16 protein-coding genes are annotated in these 19508 nt (G+C 55.8%); 12 read left to right on the plus strand and 4 right to left on the minus strand.

The window, feature by feature from the left end:
- Positions 1-3: 3 nt before the first annotated feature.
- The gene (gene proB / locus CODIS_RS10880) at positions 4-1128 is read left to right on the plus strand and encodes a glutamate 5-kinase (protein WP_069124840.1); all 1125 of its coding nucleotides are present in this window, start codon (positions 4-6) and stop codon (positions 1126-1128) included.
- 292 nt (positions 1129-1420) lie between these two features.
- Positions 1421-2272 (plus strand): CAP domain-containing protein, encoded by an 852-nt coding sequence (locus tag CODIS_RS10885; RefSeq protein WP_069124841.1) that lies wholly within the window; start codon positions 1421-1423, stop codon positions 2270-2272.
- 85 nt (positions 2273-2357) lie between these two features.
- Here the strand turns inward: CODIS_RS10885 and rpsT are convergent, their stop codons facing one another.
- Positions 2358-2618 (minus strand): 30S ribosomal protein S20, encoded by a 261-nt coding sequence (rpsT, locus tag CODIS_RS10890; protein ID WP_069124842.1) that lies wholly within the window; start codon positions 2616-2618, stop codon positions 2358-2360.
- A 259-nt stretch (positions 2619-2877) separates the two neighbouring features.
- Between rpsT and murJ the strand changes: the two genes are divergently transcribed.
- From murJ to lspA, 5 genes are all read left to right on the plus strand, one after another.
- Positions 2878-4419, plus strand: a complete 1542-nt coding sequence (murJ, locus tag CODIS_RS10895; protein ID WP_083220692.1) for a murein biosynthesis integral membrane protein MurJ — start codon at positions 2878-2880, stop codon at positions 4417-4419.
- 202 nt (positions 4420-4621) lie between these two features.
- On the plus strand, positions 4622-4783 hold the full coding sequence (locus CODIS_RS20955) for a hypothetical protein (RefSeq protein ID WP_154723094.1): 162 nt from the start codon (positions 4622-4624) through the stop codon (positions 4781-4783).
- Between the two features lie 481 nt (positions 4784-5264).
- Positions 5265-6206, plus strand: a complete 942-nt coding sequence (gene ribF, locus CODIS_RS10900; protein ID WP_069124844.1) for a bifunctional riboflavin kinase/FAD synthetase — start codon at positions 5265-5267, stop codon at positions 6204-6206.
- Positions 6207-6584: 378 nt separating this feature from the next.
- Complete coding sequence (ileS, locus tag CODIS_RS10905; RefSeq protein ID WP_069124845.1) at positions 6585-9407, plus strand: isoleucine--tRNA ligase; 2823 nt, start codon at positions 6585-6587, stop codon at positions 9405-9407.
- Between the two features lie 23 nt (positions 9408-9430).
- A complete protein-coding gene (lspA, locus tag CODIS_RS10910; RefSeq protein WP_069124846.1) occupies positions 9431-9898 on the plus strand; it encodes a signal peptidase II in 468 nt (155 codons plus the stop codon).
- 29 nt (positions 9899-9927) lie between these two features.
- Here lspA and gorA read toward each other — a convergent pair whose 3' ends face one another.
- Complete coding sequence (gene gorA / locus CODIS_RS10915) at positions 9928-11280, minus strand: glutathione-disulfide reductase (protein WP_069124847.1); 1353 nt, start codon at positions 11278-11280, stop codon at positions 9928-9930.
- Positions 11281-11365: 85 nt separating this feature from the next.
- Between gorA and CODIS_RS10920 the strand changes: the two genes are divergently transcribed.
- Positions 11366-11959, plus strand: a complete 594-nt coding sequence (locus CODIS_RS10920) for an NAD(P)H-dependent oxidoreductase (protein WP_069124848.1) — start codon at positions 11366-11368, stop codon at positions 11957-11959.
- Between the two features lie 20 nt (positions 11960-11979).
- On the opposite strand, the gene uvrA is transcribed toward CODIS_RS10920, so the two are convergent.
- On the minus strand, positions 11980-14799 hold the full coding sequence (gene uvrA, locus CODIS_RS10925; protein ID WP_069124892.1) for an excinuclease ABC subunit UvrA: 2820 nt from the start codon (positions 14797-14799) through the stop codon (positions 11980-11982).
- A 326-nt stretch (positions 14800-15125) separates the two neighbouring features.
- Between uvrA and CODIS_RS10930 the strand changes: the two genes are divergently transcribed.
- The 4 genes from CODIS_RS10930 (at position 15126) to CODIS_RS10945 (ending at position 18897) form a co-directional block, all read left to right on the plus strand.
- Entirely contained in the window at positions 15126-16139 is a 1014-nt protein-coding gene (locus CODIS_RS10930; RefSeq protein ID WP_069124849.1) for a porin, read from the plus strand.
- Positions 16140-16427: 288 nt separating this feature from the next.
- A complete protein-coding gene (locus tag CODIS_RS10935) occupies positions 16428-17807 on the plus strand; it encodes an MFS transporter (protein ID WP_069124850.1) in 1380 nt (459 codons plus the stop codon).
- Between the two features lie 66 nt (positions 17808-17873).
- Entirely contained in the window at positions 17874-18320 is a 447-nt protein-coding gene (gene ssb, locus CODIS_RS10940; protein ID WP_069124851.1) for a single-stranded DNA-binding protein, read from the plus strand.
- Between the two features lie 34 nt (positions 18321-18354).
- Positions 18355-18897 carry a thioredoxin family protein gene (locus tag CODIS_RS10945; RefSeq protein WP_069124852.1) on the plus strand — a complete coding sequence of 181 codons (543 nt, stop codon included), beginning with the start codon at positions 18355-18357 and terminating at the stop codon, positions 18895-18897.
- Positions 18898-19125: 228 nt separating this feature from the next.
- Here the strand turns inward: CODIS_RS10945 and CODIS_RS10950 are convergent, their stop codons facing one another.
- A complete protein-coding gene (locus tag CODIS_RS10950) occupies positions 19126-19449 on the minus strand; it encodes a sulfur globule family protein (protein ID WP_069124853.1) in 324 nt (107 codons plus the stop codon).
- Between the last annotated feature and the right edge of the window lie 59 nt (positions 19450-19508).

Below are 19508 nucleotides of genomic sequence, written 5' to 3' on the forward strand. Positions count from 1 at the left end.
TTGATGATTTCCCGGGAAAAGATCGCGACTTCCAAGCGCTGGGTGATAAAGATCGGCAGTGCGCTGCTTACCGCTGACGGTAAAGGGATCTCCCACGGTGTGCTCGCCGGCTGGGTCGAGCAGATGGCGGCCCTGCGGCATGCGGGGCATGAGATTTTATTGGTCTCATCGGGTGCCGTTGCGGAAGGTATGAGTCGTATGGGCTGGAGTAACCGTCCACATAATTTGAATGAGTTGCAGGCGGCTGCAGCGATCGGCCAGATGGGCCTGGTGCATGCCTGGGAAGCCTGTTTTCAAAAGTATGGACTGCACACGGCACAAATTCTCCTGACCCGTAACGATCTCGATGATCGTTCCCGTTACCTGAATGCACGCTCGACACTGCGCACCCTGCTCGAGTTGGGCGTCGTACCGGTGGTGAATGAAAACGATACCGTGACCACCGACGAACTCCGTTTTGGGGATAATGACACCTTGGCCGCCCTGGTGGCGAACCTGATTGAAGCGGATCTGTTGGTTTTACTGACCGATCAGGAGGGTCTGTTTGATGCGGATCCTCGCTTTAATCCTTCAGCCAGTCTGATCCATGAGACCCGGGTCGATAACCCTCAACTCGATACTGTTGCAGGAGGGAGTGTCGGTGGACTCGGGCTTGGCGGTATGGTTACGAAAGTGCGGGCCGCCAGGCTGGCGGCCCGCTCGGGCACCGGGACAGTGATCGCTTCCGGATTGCGCAACAGGGTTGTGGAGGCGATCAGTCGGGGCGAAACGGTGGGTACCCTGCTGGTGCCGGTGCAGGAACCCCAGGCAGCAAGAAAACGGTGGTTGGCCGGTCAGCTACAACCACGCGGTAGTCTTGTCCTGGATGATGGCGCGGTACGTGTACTGCGTGAGCAAGGCAGCAGTCTGTTGGCCGTCGGCGTGAGTAGAGTGAATGGAGATTTTGCCCGCGGTGAAGTGGTGGTCTGTCTCGATCGGGCCGGTAGCGAGGTAGCCCGTGGCCTGGTTAATTACAATGCCCAGGAGACCTTGCGGATCATGGGTAAGCCCAGTCATCGGATTGAAGAACTGCTCGGCTATGTGGATGAAGATGAGCTCATCCATCGGGATAATCTCGTCTTGCTGTGAGACGAGCAAGTGTCGTTTCAATGAAATCGAATGCTGAACAATGTTTGAATTGACACCGCCAAAGCGGTGATATTAACTTCTTCTGTATATCCATTCGAAATAAAGAGACTTACCTGAATCACAACTGCCAGTTTGAGAATTTGGTTACAAAGAATTGAAGTGTGTGCGTGATCACGGAATTGGATTTTACCGGCGCCATGAGAGTGATCACAATGTAGGTACTGAAATCAGCATGATGATGGTTTATTAATAAGTAGGGATCCCATATACACGATCTCAAGGAGCGGGATAGATGGAACACTGTATTTATGGATTGTGTGATAGTCGTAAATCAAGTTGGCGCATATTCTGTATAGGCTTGTCCTTAATTACAGGGCTTGCCACGCCGATCGGCTCCATTGCTGCGGTTTGGTCACCTCGTGAGGCAGCTGTATTTGATCTGGTCAACCAGCAGCGATCAATCAACAATCTGCCTCACCTGATTCAGAATGAACAACTCCATGCTTCGGCGCTGGGCCACTCACAGTCAATGGCCGACAATAATTTCTTTAGCCATACAACACTGGCAGGCAGCAATGGCACCACCTTTGTCGATCGTATCAGGGAGGCCGGCCATATCGGCTGGACATACGGCGGTGAGAATATCGCTGGGGGACATGGACGCACCTCCCCGCCCGCCGTCGAGATGCAGCCATTGGATGCCGCGCGGAGTGTCATGTACGGCACAGCTGAGCTGGATGAGCTGAACGCATTCTTTTTTGCCAACTCACAGGAGAGTTGGATCAGTTGGGATGATGTGGGCATGGGCGTCTCAGGTGATGGGTGGAATGCCTGGCATAATTTTATGAGGCAAACCACCAATAACCAGAGAGACGGTGGCTGGATGGGCAGCCACGGCCATCGGGAGAACATTCTCAGCGTCCTGTTTGACGAGATAGGGGTCGGCTATTTCTGGGAGCCGGACGATACAATCCCTATCTTGGGGGATCACGGTGAGATATCCTTTCCGCTACATGCCTACTGGACCCAGGATTTCACTGGCGATGACCTCGTGGCGCCCGTACCGCTGCCTGGCGCGTTCTGGTTATTGGGTTGCGGTGTAATTGGCTTGTTGTTGCTGGATCGGCGCAGAGGGGCAGAATAACAATCGATTCTGCATCCGGCGGCTGCCGATATGCCGGGCAAAAAAAACCGGCCAGTGGCCGGTTTTTTTCTGATTCAGTGTTTGTTCACATGGCCTTGATCTGGACATTCAGGCGGCTTTTATGGCGTGCTGCCTTGTTTTTATGGACTAGACCTTTGCTGACAGCGCTGTCGATCGCCGGTACAGCCTGTTTGTAGGCCTCTTCGGCGCCCTCTTTGGATCCCGCTGCGATCTGTTTGATTACCCGCTTGATATGGGTACGCATTTCGCTGCGCTGTGCCTGGTTCCGGCTACGCCTTTTGTCGGCCTGGCGGGCGCGTTTTCGTGCTTGGGCTGAGTTGGCCAAGGTTCTCTCCTGGGATGAAACTAGCTTTTTAAAGGGGGCGAATTCTCCCTAATATTCTCCACCGTGTCAACATCTTTGATCCTTTTCTGTTCTGCTGGTATGGTCGCCTCTGCGGGTGCATTCAGGCATCTGGATTGCCCAAGTCGGGCATTGGATTGGCCTCTCGGTGAGGCGCGCTGGTGTTCGCCGGGGGGTTGAAACCGATTTGCTCCGCAGATAGGCGAATCGTTTCTTTCACACAATTTAGAAGGACCCTATCCTGGCCTCGTTTTTTCGCGCCTTTACCGCAGTGGGCAGCCATACGATGCTGTCACGCATACTCGGGTTTGTACGGGACCTGGTGTTCGCCCATTGGTTCGGCGCCAGTGCAGCCACCGATGCTTTCTTTGTCGCCTTTAAAATCCCTAATTTCCTGCGCAGACTGTTTGCGGAAGGCTCTTTTTCAGTGGCGTTCGTGCCCATACTGACCGAATACCGGACCAAGCGGAACAAGCTGGAGCTTCAGACATTCACCGATCGTATGGCGGGCTCACTGGGGCTGGTTGTTCTGCTGGTATCCCTGGTCGGGGTGGTCGCGGCACCGATCCTGGTAATGATATTTGCGCCGGGATTCTGGAATGAGAGTGAGGGTAAATATGAGCTGACTGTTGAGATGCTCACCCTGACCTTCCCCTATCTCTTCTTTATCACCATGACCGCCTTCGCCGGCAGTATTCTCAATACCTATAACCGCTTCTGGGTGCCGGCCTTTACGCCGGTGCTGTTGAACCTCTCCCTGATAGGCTGTGCTATCTGGCTTTCCCCTATGATGGAGAGGCCGATTGTGGCGCTGGCCTGGGGGGTGCTGATAGCAGGTATTGTACAGTTTATGTTTCAGTTGCCGTTCCTCTGGCGGGTTAAGCTGTTTCCGAGACCCAGAGTGGGATTCAAGGACCCGGGTGTGGTGCGTGTCATGCGTCTGATGGTACCTGCACTGTTCGGTGTCTCTGTCAGTCAGATCAACCTGTTGCTCGACACCCTGATTGCATCCTTTCTCGTCAGTGGCAGTATCTCTTGGCTCTACTATTCGGATCGCTTGATGGAGTTTCCTGTGGGGGTGCTGGGTGTGGCCCTGGGTACGGTTATTCTGCCCACACTCTCACGACGGCATGCCGAAAACTCGCCACAGGCCTTCTCCCGCACCCTTGATTGGGCTTTGCGACTGAATATCCTGTTCGGGCTCCCGGCCGCGGTAGGTCTGTTTCTACTGGCAGGACCGATGTTGGCCACACTCTTCTTTTCCGATGCCTTCGATCATCACGATGTGGAGATGGCGACAAGGAGTCTGATGGCCTATGCCCCGGGGTTGATGGCGATCATGTTGATCAAGGTCCTCGCCCCCGGTTTTTATGGCCGCCAGGATACCAAGACACCGGTGCGGATCGGTGTAATCGCCATGAGCGTAAATATGGTGTTGAATATCATACTGGTATTCCCCCTGGCCCATGCCGGATTGGCATTGGCGACCACAATCTCTTCCGGATTGAACGCCTATCTGCTCTTTCGGGCGCTGATAATAGGACGGATCTATTCCCCAGCGGCGGGTTGGGCGGCATTGCTATTGCGAGTCCTGTTGGCCTCATTGGCCATGGGGATCTTTATCTGGTGGGGGGCAGGGGATATCAGCGAATGGCTGGCGGGTTCCGGTACCTCAAGGGTATGGTGGCTTGCCGGGCTGATTGCTTCAGCCATCATGGTCTACTTTCTGACACTGTTTCTCCTTGGCGCCCGTCCCGGCCATTTCCGCAGTGTAGAACGATAGAGCTTGATTTTGCATATTCCATTTGCCTATCAATCTATTGAGTTTTGAAGAACAGGATAAAAACTCTGAATGTTCAACCCAAACGAGATACTCGGGGAACTGTTAAATCAGGATAAAAAAATGAATCTATAGACTTCTCTCACGCGTATAGATCAGTATCGAGGTGCAGTGGGCATCTCTACCGGTCAAGTTGGAGAGGAGTATGTCCCCGCAAGTTGTGCGTTTACTGTCATTGCAGATCACGCTGGGCTTGTTGGGATCACCTGTTCTGGGTGCGATACACAATCGTGATCAGTCCCATCCCCAACTCGCAGTGTCGGATAATGAGATAATGGGGACATCCTTTTCGACGGCAACGCCCTGACTTTGATCATGCCACGACATCCGGAGAGGTATAAGCGCAGCAGAATTGACCGGTAAAGGGACGACAATCTCTGCACCCTTACCGTGATGTAAGAAGGTTAGGATTCGATGCCGCTATCAAGGATTGGTTTTGGGTCAAGCACCCACCGGACGGATCGGTGTTAAAGAGTCCCAAAGGTGTCAGCTTGGCGGGACGCGTTGGATAAGGGATGGCAAAGGGTTGTGTCGCTTGTCATCAGGGCGCACCAGGTGGAGACATGGTGTTCAATCATGATCGCTATGCCGAGTGGCGTGTTGACCAGACACCTGAGAGCAGATGAATGGGTGCGTGTTGTCTGTCAGGGCAATGAGTTGTCCTGGCAGGCGTTTTTTAGCAGCTGTAATTTCACCCGCGATGCGCGGCATGAGCATTTTTCCAATCGGGGATGCCCAATTTCTCTACAGGCCCTATAATTGACCGCTCGAGTTTGGGCGGTTAATCAATGCAAATAGTTCGTGGACTTCACAATCTGAAACCTGATCATCATGGCTGTGTGGCCACTATCGGTAATTTCGATGGTGTTCACCTGGGCCATCAATCGGTCTTCCGCCACCTCATGGAAATGGGAACGGAACTCGATCTGCCCACCACGGTCGTCACATTCGAGCCCCAGCCCCGTGAGTTTTTTCAGGCAGCCTCCGCGCCGGCCAGGCTTACACGCATGCGGGAAAAGCTGCAGGCGATTCAGGAGACCGGTGTGCAGCGGGTGGTGGTGCTGGAGTTCAACAAGCGATTGGCGGGCATGCCGGCTGAGGCCTTTGTCAGGGAGTTGCTGGTGGAGGGATTGGGGACGCGTTTTCTCTCGGTCGGTGACGATTTCCGTTTTGGTCGGGGCCGCGAGGGTGATTTCGATCTTTTACGGAACATGGGGAAGGAGCACGGTTTTGAAGTTGAGAACATGAACACCTATAAAGTGGATGCGGATCGTGTCAGCAGCACTCGGATCAGAGAACTTCTCACCCTCGGCGACCTGAATGGCGCCGCCCAGTGCCTGGGCAGACCCTACCGGCTATGCGGGCGGGTGGCGCATGGAAATAAGCGGGGGCGCACAATCGGTTTTCCCACCATGAATATCAACATGCATCGTCTGGTGAGTCCGCTGCATGGGGTCTATGCGGTTAAAGTTGAGGGGATAGGCGACAAGGATCTGCCAGGCGTGGCCAATATCGGCAATCGACCCATGGTGGAAGGGGATAACCGCTACCTGTTGGAAGTACACCTATTCGATTTCAATCAGGATGTCTATGGCGAACACGTCAGCGTGGAGTTCGTGCAAAAACTGAGGGATGAACAACGATTTGAATCCTTCGAGTTGCTGCGGCAGCAGATATGGCGGGATGCGGAACGGGCCAGAGAGATATTGGCTGTGGCCGACAATCCCTGAGCGGTACCGGCGATTAACACGGTGTACGCATGCAACTGTGATGGGCTTTTGGTTGTTTTGGCATGAATTAGCTGTTTTCAGTGACGATTTCATCCGTTTCTACTGTAAACTAACACCCGAGCATTTCTTCAGCGTGCGTCACTTCGACAGCCGGCGCCAGATGCTTCTCTTTCTTCAACGCCCCGACAGCACATTCCTGTGTTGACTGGCCTTACGCGGTTTACCTGCCGCTATTATGAAAGACAAACACCTGGAGCCTGCAAAGGTTGAAGTGCTTACCGGACAGAAACAGTTGTAGTTGAGCCGGGAAATTTTGCGCCAAGCGCGATTTTGAGTTTCAATACGCTATTTTTTCGCACCCACAACAGGCAGCCGGCAGTGAGCGATTACAAGCAAACCCTCAATCTCCCAAAAACCGATTTCCCGATGCGAGGCAATCTGGCTCAACGCGAGCCTGAAATGCTGAAAAGGTGGCAGCAGAATGAGCTCTATAACCGGATTCGCGAAGTCAGCGCCGGTCGGCCCAGTTTTATCCTTCACGATGGACCGCCCTATGCCAACGGAGAGATCCATATCGGCCACGCAGTCAACAAGATCCTCAAGGATATGATTGTAAAAAGCCGTACCCTGGATGGTTACGATGCCCCCTATTTACCGGGTTGGGATTGTCATGGTTTGCCGATTGAATTGCAGGTGGAGAAGAAGATTGGCAAACCCGGCAAGAAGGTGACCACAGGGCAATTCCGTAAGGCGTGTCGTGAGTATGCCGCCAAGCAGGTAGAGGGGCAGCGGGAGGACTTCAAACGTCTCGGGGTGTTGGGTGACTGGGATAATCCCTATCTGACCATGGATCATCAATTCGAGGCCGACATCATCCGTTCCCTCGGCAGGATCGTCGCCAACAACCATGTACAGAAGGGCTATAAGCCGGTTCACTGGTGTACCGATTGCGGTTCCGCGCTGGCCGAGGCCGAGGTGGAGTATCAGGATAAGGACTCTTTCGCCATCGATGTGCGCTTCTACGTCATCGATGAAACTGACCTGGTCTCCCGTTGTCACCACAATCCCGAGGGGTGTGGCGAGGGGCCGATCTCGATGGTGATCTGGACCACCACACCCTGGACCCTGCCCGCCAACCAGGCAGTGGCGTTGAATCCGTCCCTCGAATACGCCTTGGTGGAGTTCCAGGGCAGGCACGGTAAGGAACGAATGGTGATCGCCGAGGCGATGCTCCAGGATGTCATGGATCGATATGGCGTGGAGCACTATCGGGTGGTGGGTTATGCCAAGGGTGAGGCATTCGAGGGTTTGCAGCTGCAGCACCCCTTCTACGATCGACAGGTGCCGGTGATACTGGGTGAACATGTCACCCTTGAAGCCGGTACAGGTGCGGTACATACTGCCCCCGGCCACGGCCTGGAAGACTATATGGTGGGCGTTCGCTACGATCTGCCGGTGGACAACCCGGTAGGGAGCAATGGCTGCTTCGTCGAGGGTACCCAGTTGTTTGCCGGTGAACATGTCCTGGCGGCCAACGAGAAGGTGATCGATGTCCTGAAACAGCGCGGTGCCCTGATGCACGAGGAGCGGTTGCGCCACAGCTACCCTCACTGCTGGCGACACAAGACGCCGATTATCTTCCGCGCCACACCACAATGGTTCATCGGCATGGATCAGAATGGCCTGCGCCAGGCCGCACTGCGCGAGATAGACAAAGTGACATGGATGCCGGACTGGGGGCATGCGCGGATCAAAGGCATGGTGGAGAATCGCCCCGACTGGTGTATCTCCCGACAGCGGACCTGGGGGGTTCCCATCACGCTGTTCATCAACAAACAGGATGGCGAACTCCATCCGCAGACCCCGGAGCTGATCGAACAGGTCGCGAAATTGGTTGAGGACGAGGGGTTCGAGGCGTGGTTCAAACTCTCCCCCGAGACCCTGTTGGGTGACCGGGCAGAGGCCTATGAAAAGGTCACCGATACCCTCGACGTCTGGTTCGATTCCGGTGTATCGCACCACTGTGTACTGGATGCACGGGAGGGACTGCACTTTCCCGCTGATCTCTATCTTGAGGGTTCCGACCAACACCGTGGTTGGTTTCAATCCTCGCTCATGAGTTCGGTGGCCATGAATGATTGCGCGCCCTATAAAGAAGTGCTGACCCATGGTTTTACCGTGGATGCCGAGGGGCGCAAGATGTCCAAATCCCTGGGCAATGTGGTGGCGCCGCAAAAGGTGCTCAAGACACTGGGTGCCGACATCATTCGTCTTTGGGTGGCGGCAACCGACTACCGCAACGAAATGAGTGTCTCGGATGAGATCCTCAAACGCACCGCGGATGCCTACCGGCGTATCCGCAACACGGCGCGGTTTCTGTTATCCAACCTCAACGGTTTCGATCCTGCTCAGAACAAGGTTGCAGCGGAGCAGATGATCGAACTCGACCGCTGGGTGGTGGATCGTACCCTGCAACTGCAGCAGGAGATTGTCGCCGCTTACGCCAACTACCAGTTTCACCTCATCTACCAGAAGATCCACAACTTCTGCGTCAATGAGCTGGGCGGATTCTATCTCGATATCATCAAGGACCGGCAGTACACCACCCAGGCGGACAGCCTGCCGCGCCGCTCCTGTCAGACGGCCATGTATCATATCATCGAGGCAATGGCCCGCTGGCTGGCGCCTATCCTGAGTTTTACAGCAGACGAGATCTGGCAGTCCATGCCGGGGGAGCGTGGCGAGAGTGTCTTCCTCGAACAGTGGTATGGCGATCTGTTCCCCCTCGATGCCGACGACCGTTTCGATCGCGACTATTGGCGCCGGGTCATCGCGGTCAGGGAGAGTGTGGGCAAGGCGATGGAGTCGTTTCGCGCCGCGGGCAACTCTTCTCTCGATGCCGATGTCGATATCTACTGTTCCGACGAACTGAAGGCGGATTTGGACAAGCTCGAGGATGAGCTACGCTTTGTGCTGATCACCTCCCATGCCCGGGTATCCGGTTTTGAGGAGAAGCCGGCGGATGCGGTAGTTGATGAGGAGTTGAAACTTGCCGTAAGCATCGCCGCGTCGAGTCATGAAAAGTGTGTCCGCTGCTGGCACCATCGAGAGGATGTGGGATCCAATGCGGAACACCCGCAGCTCTGCGGTCGCTGTGTCGAGAATGTGGATGGTGATGGTGAACCTCGCCACTTTGCCTGAGTCGGCCTGGGAGGAGTGACAGGATGACACGCTGGTTATGGCTATCACTGTTGGTGATCCTACTGGATCAATCGACCAAGCAGTTGGCCGAGTCCACTCTGACCCTCTACGAATCGGTCAGTGTGCTGCCTTTTTTCGATCTGACCCTGCTCTATAACAAGGGGGCGGCGTTCAGCTTTCTCAGCGACCAGGGTGGCTGGCAGCGCTGGTTCTTCATTGTCCTGGCGATCGTCGTCTGTATCGTGTTGGTGGGATGGCTATGGCGTCTGAAGCGGGATGAGCTGTGGGTCGCCGTGGCCCTCTCCCTGATCATCGGCGGCGCCATCGGCAACGTCATCGACCGGATTCTGTTCGGCCAAGTCATCGATTTTCTCCATTTTCACTATCAGCAACACTACTTTCCCGCTTTCAATGTAGCCGATTCTGCAATCACTGTCGGAGTGATCATCATGCTCTATGACGCCCTGGTATTGGCCAAGCGGCGTGAGTGAGGCAATCCGCTCTGCCATCGTCACTCCTTTCAACGCATGGTCACTAATTCTTCCGCAGCAGTGGGATGAATGGCTATTGTGTCATCGAGATCCAGCTTGGTGGCACCCATCCTGATCGCTACCGCGAAGCCCTGTAGCATCTCATCCGCTCCGGTGCCGATGACGTGACAACCGATAACCTTTTCCCGCGCGCCGACGGTAACCAGCTTCATGGCCATTTTGCTCTGGTGTCGGGTAAAGGCGTGATACATCGGTGTGAAGCGGGATTGATAGATCTTGACCGCATCGCCATGGATCTCCCTTGCCTCGGACTCGGTCAGGCCAACTGTTGCAATGGGCGGGTGAGAGAATACCACGGTAGGGATCACTTCATAGTCGAGCCTGCGCTCAGACATACCGCCGAAAAGCCGGTCGGCCAGTCGCCTGGCGGCGGCGATGGCCACCGGGGTAAGCTGAGCCCGGCCGGTGACATCCCCGACCGCATAGATATTGGGAACATTGGTGTTTTGAAAGGCGTCGGTGGGGATGTAGCCTGCTTCGTCCGTGGTGACGAAGGCATTGGCCAGATCCAGGCCGCTACTCGCGGGTGCCCGGCCGATCGCCCATAATAGCTGGTCGAAACGGCCTATGCTTTGCCCGGTATCGGCACAGATCAGGTCCAGCTTCCCATTCGCCGCTTTTCTCACTTCACCGATCCGGGATGAGGTGACGATATTGATGCCGGCACTGATCATCTCCTCCATCAAGCACTCACGCAGCATGGCGTCGAATGGTCGCAGCAACTGTTCGCCACGTAACAGCATTGTGACATCCGCGCCCATTGCGTTGAGCAGACCGGCGATTTCAACCGCGATATAGCCGCTGCCGACAACCGCAACCCGTTGCGGCAACGCTTCCAAGGCAAAAAAACCATCCGAGGTGATGCCGTATTCGGCGCCCGGCACAGACGGGACCACCGGGTAGGAGCCGGATGCGATGACAATATGATCTGCGCTTAGCTGCTCACCATCCACATCCAGTGTATGGGCGTCAGCAAAGCGGGCATAACCGGTGATTTCATCGATATCGGAGTCTTTCAGATAGGTGTGATACCAGCTGTTGATCCCTCCCACATAGTCGTCACGCTGCCGCTTCAGGGTCTCCCAGGAGAAGCCTTTGACATCGATGTCGAAACCGTAATCCGCGGCGTCATGCAGGGTATGGGCGATCCCGGCGCCATACCACATCACCTTCTTCGGCACGCATCCCAGGTTGACGCAGGTGCCGCCGATCCGCTTGGCTTCGACAACCGCGCACTTGGCGCCGTACTTGGCGGCGCGTTCCGCCACCGAGAGTCCACCACTGCCCGCGCCGATGGCGATTAAATCGTACTGTTTTGTCATGTTTCAACCGGTAAAAATATAGGAATCAAAATTGGGACACGTATAATCAAATCCGCACAGTAGATAGTAGGACCGGGAAAAGCGCATGAAGTGCCTAGTTGTTACGGCTCATCCATTGGCTGAGAGTCTCTGCCAGCAGTTTGCCCGCCAGGTGATCGCTCAGTTGAAGGATATGGGGCATGAGATTTCGACGGAAGACCTCTATGGCCAGGGCTTCGATCCGGCGCTGACAGTGGACGAACGAGCCAGCTACTACAGCGGCAGCTATCACATATCGGATATTACAGAACAGCTGGAGCGTTTGTGCGAAGCGGAAGGACTGGTACTTTTGTTTCCAACCTGGTGGTTCGGTTTTCCCGCCATACTGAAGGGTTGGTTTGACCGGGTCTGGGCGCCTGGCTTCGCTTATGATCATGCCAGTGATTTCGGTCCGATCAAACCGCGTTTGGACCGCTTGAGGCGGGTACTTGTGATTACAACTTTGGGTTCGCCCTGGTGGGTGGACCGGCTGTTGTTGCGGCAACCGGTGAGGCGGGTAATCAAACATGCTTTACTGGGAACCTGCGCCAAGAGGAGCAAACTTACCTATCTTTGCCTCTACAAGAGTGAGAACTTGAATACAGTCCGCATCGAGCAATTCAGTGACACTATTCGGCGTGCACTGCAGGGATGGCACTGAGACTGACTCTTCTCAACCGTCTATTTTTTGAGTTTTTTCAGATAACACCCCGTGTGCGAGTCAGCGTTGTCCGCAAGTTGCAGGGGTGTTCCCTGGGCCACGATTTCACCACCCCGGTCACCACCCTCGGGTCCCAGGTCGATGATCCAGTCAGCGGTCTTCACAACATCCAGGTTATGCTCTATCACCACAACGGTATTGCCGTGGTTACGCAATCGATGCAGCACCTCCAGCAGATGGTTGACGTCGTGGAAGTGGAGTCCGGTGGTCGGTTCGTCGAGGATGTAGAGGGTCTTCCCGGTGTCCCGCTTGGAGAGCTCTCGGGATAGCTTGACCCGTTGCGCCTCACCCCCGGAGAGTGTAGTGGCGTTCTGTCCCAGGGAGATGTAGGAGAGTCCCACATCCATCAGGGTCTGCAGTTTGCGTTTGATTGCCGGCACCGCATCGAAGAAGGCCAGTGCCTCCTCCACAGTCATCCCCAACACCTGGTCTATGCTTTTACCCTTGTAGCGGATCTCCAGGGTTTCACGATTGTAGCGTTTGCCCTTGCAGACATCGCACTGCACATAGATGTCGGGCAGGAAGTGCATCTCCACCTTGATCACCCCATCGCCGCTGCAGGCCTCGCAGCGCCCGCCCTTGACATTGAAACTGAAACGCCCTGGTGTATAGCCCCTGGAGCGGGCTTCGTGGGTGCCGGCGAAGAGCTCCCTGATCGGGGTGAAAAGCCCAGTGTAGGTGGCGGGATTGGAGCGGGGGGTACGGCCGATGGGGCTCTGGTCGATGTCCACCACCTTGTCGAAATGATCGAGCCCGCGTATTTCACTGTAGGGTGCGGGGGAGGTGTTGGCCTTGTTCAGGGCGGCGGCGCAGATCGGGTAGAGGGTGTCGTTGATCAGGGTTGATTTGCCGGAGCCCGACACGCCTGTGATGCAGCAGAAACTGCCTACCGGAATCGCCAGATCTACCGTCTTGAGATTATTGCCGCTAGCGCCGAGAAGCTCCAGGTTGCGTGCCGGATCGATCGCGTTGGTGTAAGCCGGTGTGTCGATGATACGTTTGCCGCTGAGGTACTCTCCGGTCAGTGAGTATTTACTTTTGGCAATCTCGTCAGAGGTGCCTTGAGCGATGATGCGACCGCCATGGATCCCGGCTCCCGGGCCGATATCCACCACGTGGTCGGCGCTGCGGATCGCCTCTTCGTCATGCTCCACAACGATCACCGTATTGCCCAGATCCCGCAAGTAGGTCAGGGTGTCGAGAAGACGTTGATTGTCACGCTGATGCAGGCCGATGGAGGGTTCATCAAGCACATACATGACGCCGACCAGGCCGGCACCGATCTGACTGGCCAGGCGGATGCGCTGGGCCTCGCCCCCGGAGAGGGTTTCCGCGCTGCGGTCGAGGGTCAGGTAATCAAGCCCCACATTGACCAGAAAATGGAGCCGCTGATCGATCTCCTTGAGGATCTTCTGGGCGATCTTGCCCCGCTTCCCTGGCAGTTTTAGGGACGAAAGAGTGTGCTTGGCCAGACCGATGGGCATGCAGGTGATCTGGGGGAGGTTGTGCCTGTCGATGAAGACATGCCGCGCCGCCTGGGTCAGTCGGGTGCCGGCGCAATCGGGACAGGATTGGCTGGAGATATAGCGGGAGAGCTCCTCGCGTACCGCGTTGGACTCGGTATCCCGGTAGCGCCGTTCCATGTTGGGGATGATCCCTTCGAAGGGGTGGCGCTTTTTCACCGAACGCCCTCGTTCATTGTAGTAGCTGAACTCAATCGTTTCGCGGCCGCTACCTTGCAGAATGATCTTCTGTACCTTTTTCGTCAGGGTCTCCCAGGGGGTTTCAGGATCGAAACCGCAATGACGCCCAAGGGATGTGATCATCTGAAAATAGTAGGCGTTGCGCCGGTCCCAGCTACGCACCGCGCCACCGGCCAGAGAGAGTTCCGGGTGGGCAACCACCTTTGCCGGGTCGAAAAACTGTTCCACTCCGAGGCCGTCACAGGTGGGGCAGGCGCCGACCGGGTTGTTGAAGGAGAACAGCCTGGGCTCCAGCTCGGTCAGGCTATAGCCGCAATGGGGACAGGCAAAACGGGAAGAGAAGAGCAGCTCCGGTTGGCTGCCGTCCATCCAGGCCACCCGCACCAGCCCATCGGCCAGGTTGAGCGCGGTCTCAAAGGACTCCGCCAGACGGGTGGCGAGATCCTCACGTATCTTGAATCGATCGACCACAACCTCAATTGTGTGCTTCTTGTGCAGCTCCAGAGTGGGGGCATCATCGAGTTCGAACACTTCACCGTCGATGCGTGCCCGGATATAGCCCTGGGCATGCAGCTCTTGCAATAGCTTGTGGTGTTCGCCTTTTCGCTCCTGCACCACCGGCGCCAGCAGCATCATGCGTTCGCCCTCGGGCAGCGCCAGCACCTGGTCGACCATCTGACTGATGCTCTGTGCCTCCAGGGTGGTGTCGTGCTCGGGGCAGCGGGGCGTCCCCACCCGGGCGAACAGCAGACGCAGATAGTCATAGACCTCCGTGATGGTGCCGACGGTGGAACGTGGATTGTGGGAGGTGCTCTTCTGTTCGATAGAGATCGCTGGCGAGAGTCCCTCGATATGGTCCACGTCGGGTTTCTCCATCAATGACAGGAACTGCCGCGCATAGGCGGAGAGCGACTCCACATAGCGGCGCTGGCCCTCGGCGTAGATGGTATCGAAGGCGAGTGATGATTTACCCGAACCGGAGAGTCCGGTGAAGACAATAAGCTTGTCCCGCGGCAGCTCGAGATCGACGTTTTGCAGGTTGTGGGTGCGGGCGCCGCGAATACTGATGGTGTCCATATTCTTGATGAGGTAGTACAGCATTGAATTGAACCAACCTAATAGTATACGCAATCATCCGATTGCCTGACAAAGCGGTTGATGATTCGCTGGCGGCCATGCGGCGAGGTTACGGTTCGATTCGTTTATCAGCTGACGTGCTGTGGGCTTCAAGCCGCGGTTGAATATTAGACTGTATGACGCCTGCTGGATTGTGCGAAACGTGTTTAATAAGACTTGCCCGCGAACTGTAGCTGAATCGCAATAAAGGGATAGTATTCCCTTAACTTCAATTCATGAGAATACGCGCTCGAAGCTATTGTCTGTTTCCGTTCACGGAGTATCCAATGAAAAAAATTCTCTCACTGGCGATTGCCGCCACGCTGGTAGCGCCTGTTGCTGCCATGGCTGATGCAACACTGTATGGCAAGGCCCATATGGTTATCCAGAACACCTCTGAAGATGACGGTACCAATGATGATGATGTCTGGAGTGTCGACAGCATCGACTCCCGCGTCGGTGTTAAAGGTAGCGAAGACCTGGGTGGCGGCCTGAAGGCTGTCTACAAGTTCGAATTCAAGATAAACCACGATGATGGCGATGGCCTCGGCGACCGAAACCAGTATGCCGGACTGGCCGGGGGGTTCGGTACGGTTCTCCTGGGTCGTCACGACACACCGCTGAAGATGTCCCAGGGCAAGTTCGATCAGTTCGGCGATGTGGCGGGTGATATCAAGACTGTGATCCCGGGCGAGGATCGGGTCGACAACGTCATCGCCTACGTATCCCCATCGATGGGCGGTTTGTCTTTCGTCGGCGCAGCAATCGCCGGTGAGCTGGGTGACGGCGCCAATCCCGGTGACGATGACGCACTGGTTGGTCTGTTCGATCACATCTCGCTCGCCGGTATCTACAGCAATGGGCCGCTCTATGCCTCACTGGCCTACAACAGCTACGATCTTGGCATCGTATCTGAGGCCGACCCCTCTCTGATACGTGGTACCTTGATCTGGAAGGGCGGCATGTGGCAAGCCGGCGTCATGTTCAGCAGCGTCGACATGGACGGTGCCGGTGAGGATGCCGATGCGTACGGGTTGAGCGGCAATGTCAAGGTTGGCGGCAATGGCAAGATCAAGGCTCAGTACCTGTCGGGTGATGCGCCGGTCGGCAAGGCGCCGATCAGTCCTGCTGTCAAGGTGTCTGACGGTAGTGAGGGCAACGACGTCAGCCAGTGGGGCCTGGGGTATGAACATGCCCTGAGCAAGAAGACTAAACTGCATGCTGGCTACACGCTATATGAAGAGGATGAGTCAGATTATGAAGAGACCGCCCTCTATGGTGGCTTGATTCATAAATTCTAACCAGCTCAGTAGATAAATCATCGCCCCTGAGATGCGTCGAACAAGGATGTCTTGAGGTGACGGCGCGGTTAAGGATTGCCGGGCGGGGGGCGACATAACAATTTATATCGTCCGGGACGATAAGTTGATGGGTAACGGGGCCTTCTGGCCCCGTTTTTTTTTTTGCACAACATGAATAAGAAACGGATATAGGCGGTGTCCATAAACTTATTGAGGTAGTACTGCATTGAATTGAGCGAACCTGATACTATACGCCCTCCTTTATTTCACAGGCAAAGCAAAGTTTTGATGAGAAGTGGGCGTGGTAACGATACTGGATTGAATGCGGTAGAACGACAAGCCGCCTACTCCCTCTCCGCACTCTTTTTTCTGCGCATGCTGGGTCTGTTCATGATCCTGCCGGTATTCGCCATCTATGCTGAGGAGCTGCCCGATGTCACACCGTTGCTGGTCGGACTCGCCATCGGCATCTACGGCTTGACCCAGGCGCTGTTGCAGATCCCCTTCGGCATGTTGTCGGACAGGATCGGGCGTAAACCGGTATTGATTGCCGGACTGCTGATATTTGCCGTGGGCAGTGCGGTGGCGGCCAGCGCCGAGACCATCTACGGCATCATCCTCGGGCGTGCCCTGCAGGGCAGCGGCGCCATTGCGGCGGTCATCATGGCTTTGGCTGCAGATCTCAGCCGGGAACAGCGTCGCCTGCGGATCATGGCGATCCTGGGCATCAGTATCGGGATTGCATTCGCGGCGTCGATGGTGATGGGTCCGATCCTCAACAGTTTGATCGGCGTACCGGGTATCTTCTGGTTGACGGCAGTGTTGGCGCTGGGCGGGATCGTCATTGTCGCGCATGTCGTGCCCGCCCCGGCAGAGAGCCATGTGCACCGGGATGCCGAAGCGGTGCCGGGACAGTTCGGTAAGGTCCTGCGGGAACCGGAGCTGTTGCGTCTCGACTTCGGCATTATGACACTGCACATGTCTCTGACCGCCATGTTTCTCGCCTATCCGCTTGCACTGCAGGCCTTGGTGGAGGAGAACGCACACACCTGGGTCTATCTGCCGGTGATGCTGTTGTCGATGGCGGCCATGATACCCTTCGTGATCCTGGCGGAGAGTCGTCGTCGCATGCGCCCGGTATTCATTGGCGGTGTGGCGGCCCTGGTCGGCGCGTCGATGCTGATGTTCGGTTATCACGATTCGCTTGCGGGGATGGTCCTGGGTCTGCTGATCTTCTTTACCGCGTTCAATCTGCTGGAAGCGACACTCCCCTCACTGGTGGCGAAGATTGCCCCCGGCGAACGCAAGGGAACCGCCATGGGAGTCTATTCCAGTTCACAATTCATCGGCGCGTTTTTGGGCGGCGCCCTGGGTGGCTGGTTTCATACCCGCTACGGGATCGACGGCACCTTCCTGCTCTGTGCGGCCATGGCCGCGATCTGGCTGCTGGTGGCTTGGGGTATGTCTGAGCCCGACTACCTGAGTAACTACCTGATACCGGTGGGATTGCTGGACGAGGATCAGGCCTTTCTGTTGGAAGGGGAGCTGAAAAATCTCGACGGTGTCGCCGAGGCGGTCGTCATACCGGAGGATCGGGTCGCCTATCTCAAGGTTGATTTGAAGCGGGTCGATCAAGAAGTCCTAGATGGATATGCCGTGCAAGGGTAGACTTCACCTCTGATTCAGAATCAAGACCCCAACGGAAGGGGCGGCAACACTACTGGAGAACTACCAATGGCTCGAGGAATCAATAAAGTAATCCTGATTGGCAACCTGGGCAAGGACCCGGAGACCCGCTATATGCCCAGCGGCGGCGCCGTCACCAACGTGACCCTGGCGACCTCTGAGAGCTGGAAGGACAAGAATACCGGTGAACAGCAGGAGCGCACCGAGTGGCACCGGGTGGTCTTCTTCAACCGCCTGGGCGAGATAGCCGGCGAGTATCTGAAGAAAGGATCGAAAGTCTACGTGGAGGGGAGCCTGCGTACCCGCAAATGGCAGGGGCAGGACGGACAGGACCGCTACACCACAGAAATCGTGGCCAGCGAGATGCAGATGCTCGACAGCCGTGGCGGGACAGCCTCATTCGATGCTCCGCAGGCTCAGGCTGCTTCCAGACCCCAGCAATCGGCACCCACCTCAGTGCCGGATAATGACTTTGATGATGATATCCCGTTCTAGGGCCTGTTAGCGCCCCTCTGATCCTTGACCGATCATGTCGCGGTGGCTGATTCTTATCATCGTTGGATGCCTGATCGCTGATCAGAGCTGGGCCGATTGGGAAGGCAGAAAAGTCACAGTGGTGCGCGATTTCACCGATTTGGCGAACAAGGCCCGGGCTGACAAGGTACCGATACTGCTGATGGTCTCACAGGACCATTGTCCGTTCTGCCATAAGCTCAAGCGTGAGATATTGAATCCTATGTTAATCAGCGGGGACTACGATGAGAGGGTCGTCATCAGTGAGCTGCTTATCGACGTGGGCGATGAGGTGATCAACTTTGAAGGTAAAAGTGTCGATCCGGGCAGTATCGCCTCGCGCTACAACATCTGGGTAACCCCTACCCTGCTGTTTCTGGACCACCAAGGCAAGGAAGTGCATAAACGCATGCTTGGGGTCAATACAATCGAGCTGTACGGTTACTATCTCGATGAATCGCTCAAGGATTCCCTGGCGGCGGTCAAACAGGGCGAACCCTATCGATACATAACCAATAGCCAGGACCAGTTGGGTAGTGATCCGCATTGGGATCTGTAATGAAAGGGCAGATCCGATCCGTTTACTGAACCGGGATTGCAATCAAAGGATTTTTGAGCGGTTAGGTAAGATGTAAAGCTTGAAATTAGCGGTTCACCATCGACAGGGGTGAGGGGTGTTACTGTCCAAGCGAAGCGTATCTGCGCCTATAAAACACAAAAGCGGACATGAAGTCCGCTTTTGTGTTCGAGTCCTTGTTACAGGACTTACAAGCCGGCTAAAAGCCGATTACTTGGCTTCAGGAGCAGCGGCCTGAGGAGCGACAGGTGCGCCGTAAGGAGCAACCGGAGCGCCGTAAGGGGCGTAACCGTAAGGCGCGTAACCGTAGTAAGGACGGTTGTAGTAGTTGTTGTAGCCACGGCCGTAACCGTTGCCTGCGCCACGAGCGCTACCGCTCATGTTGAAAGAGAAGTCTCCGTCACCGAATCCGTCACCCATGAAATCATTGCCGTTACCCCAGCCGTTATTCCAAGGATTGCCCCACCATGCAGAAGCAGAAGCAGAAGCGGCGATCAGAGCAGCAGCGGCTGCGATTTTTACGATTTTGGACATGAGTTTTTCCTCAGTTTGTGTTTGCAAAAGTTGTAAAGTATTTACTGCGTCACTTATGG

Source organism: Candidatus Thiodiazotropha endolucinida (assembly GCF_001715975.1).
GTDB classification, from domain to species: domain Bacteria; phylum Pseudomonadota; class Gammaproteobacteria; order Chromatiales; family Chromatiaceae; genus Thiodiazotropha; species Thiodiazotropha endolucinida.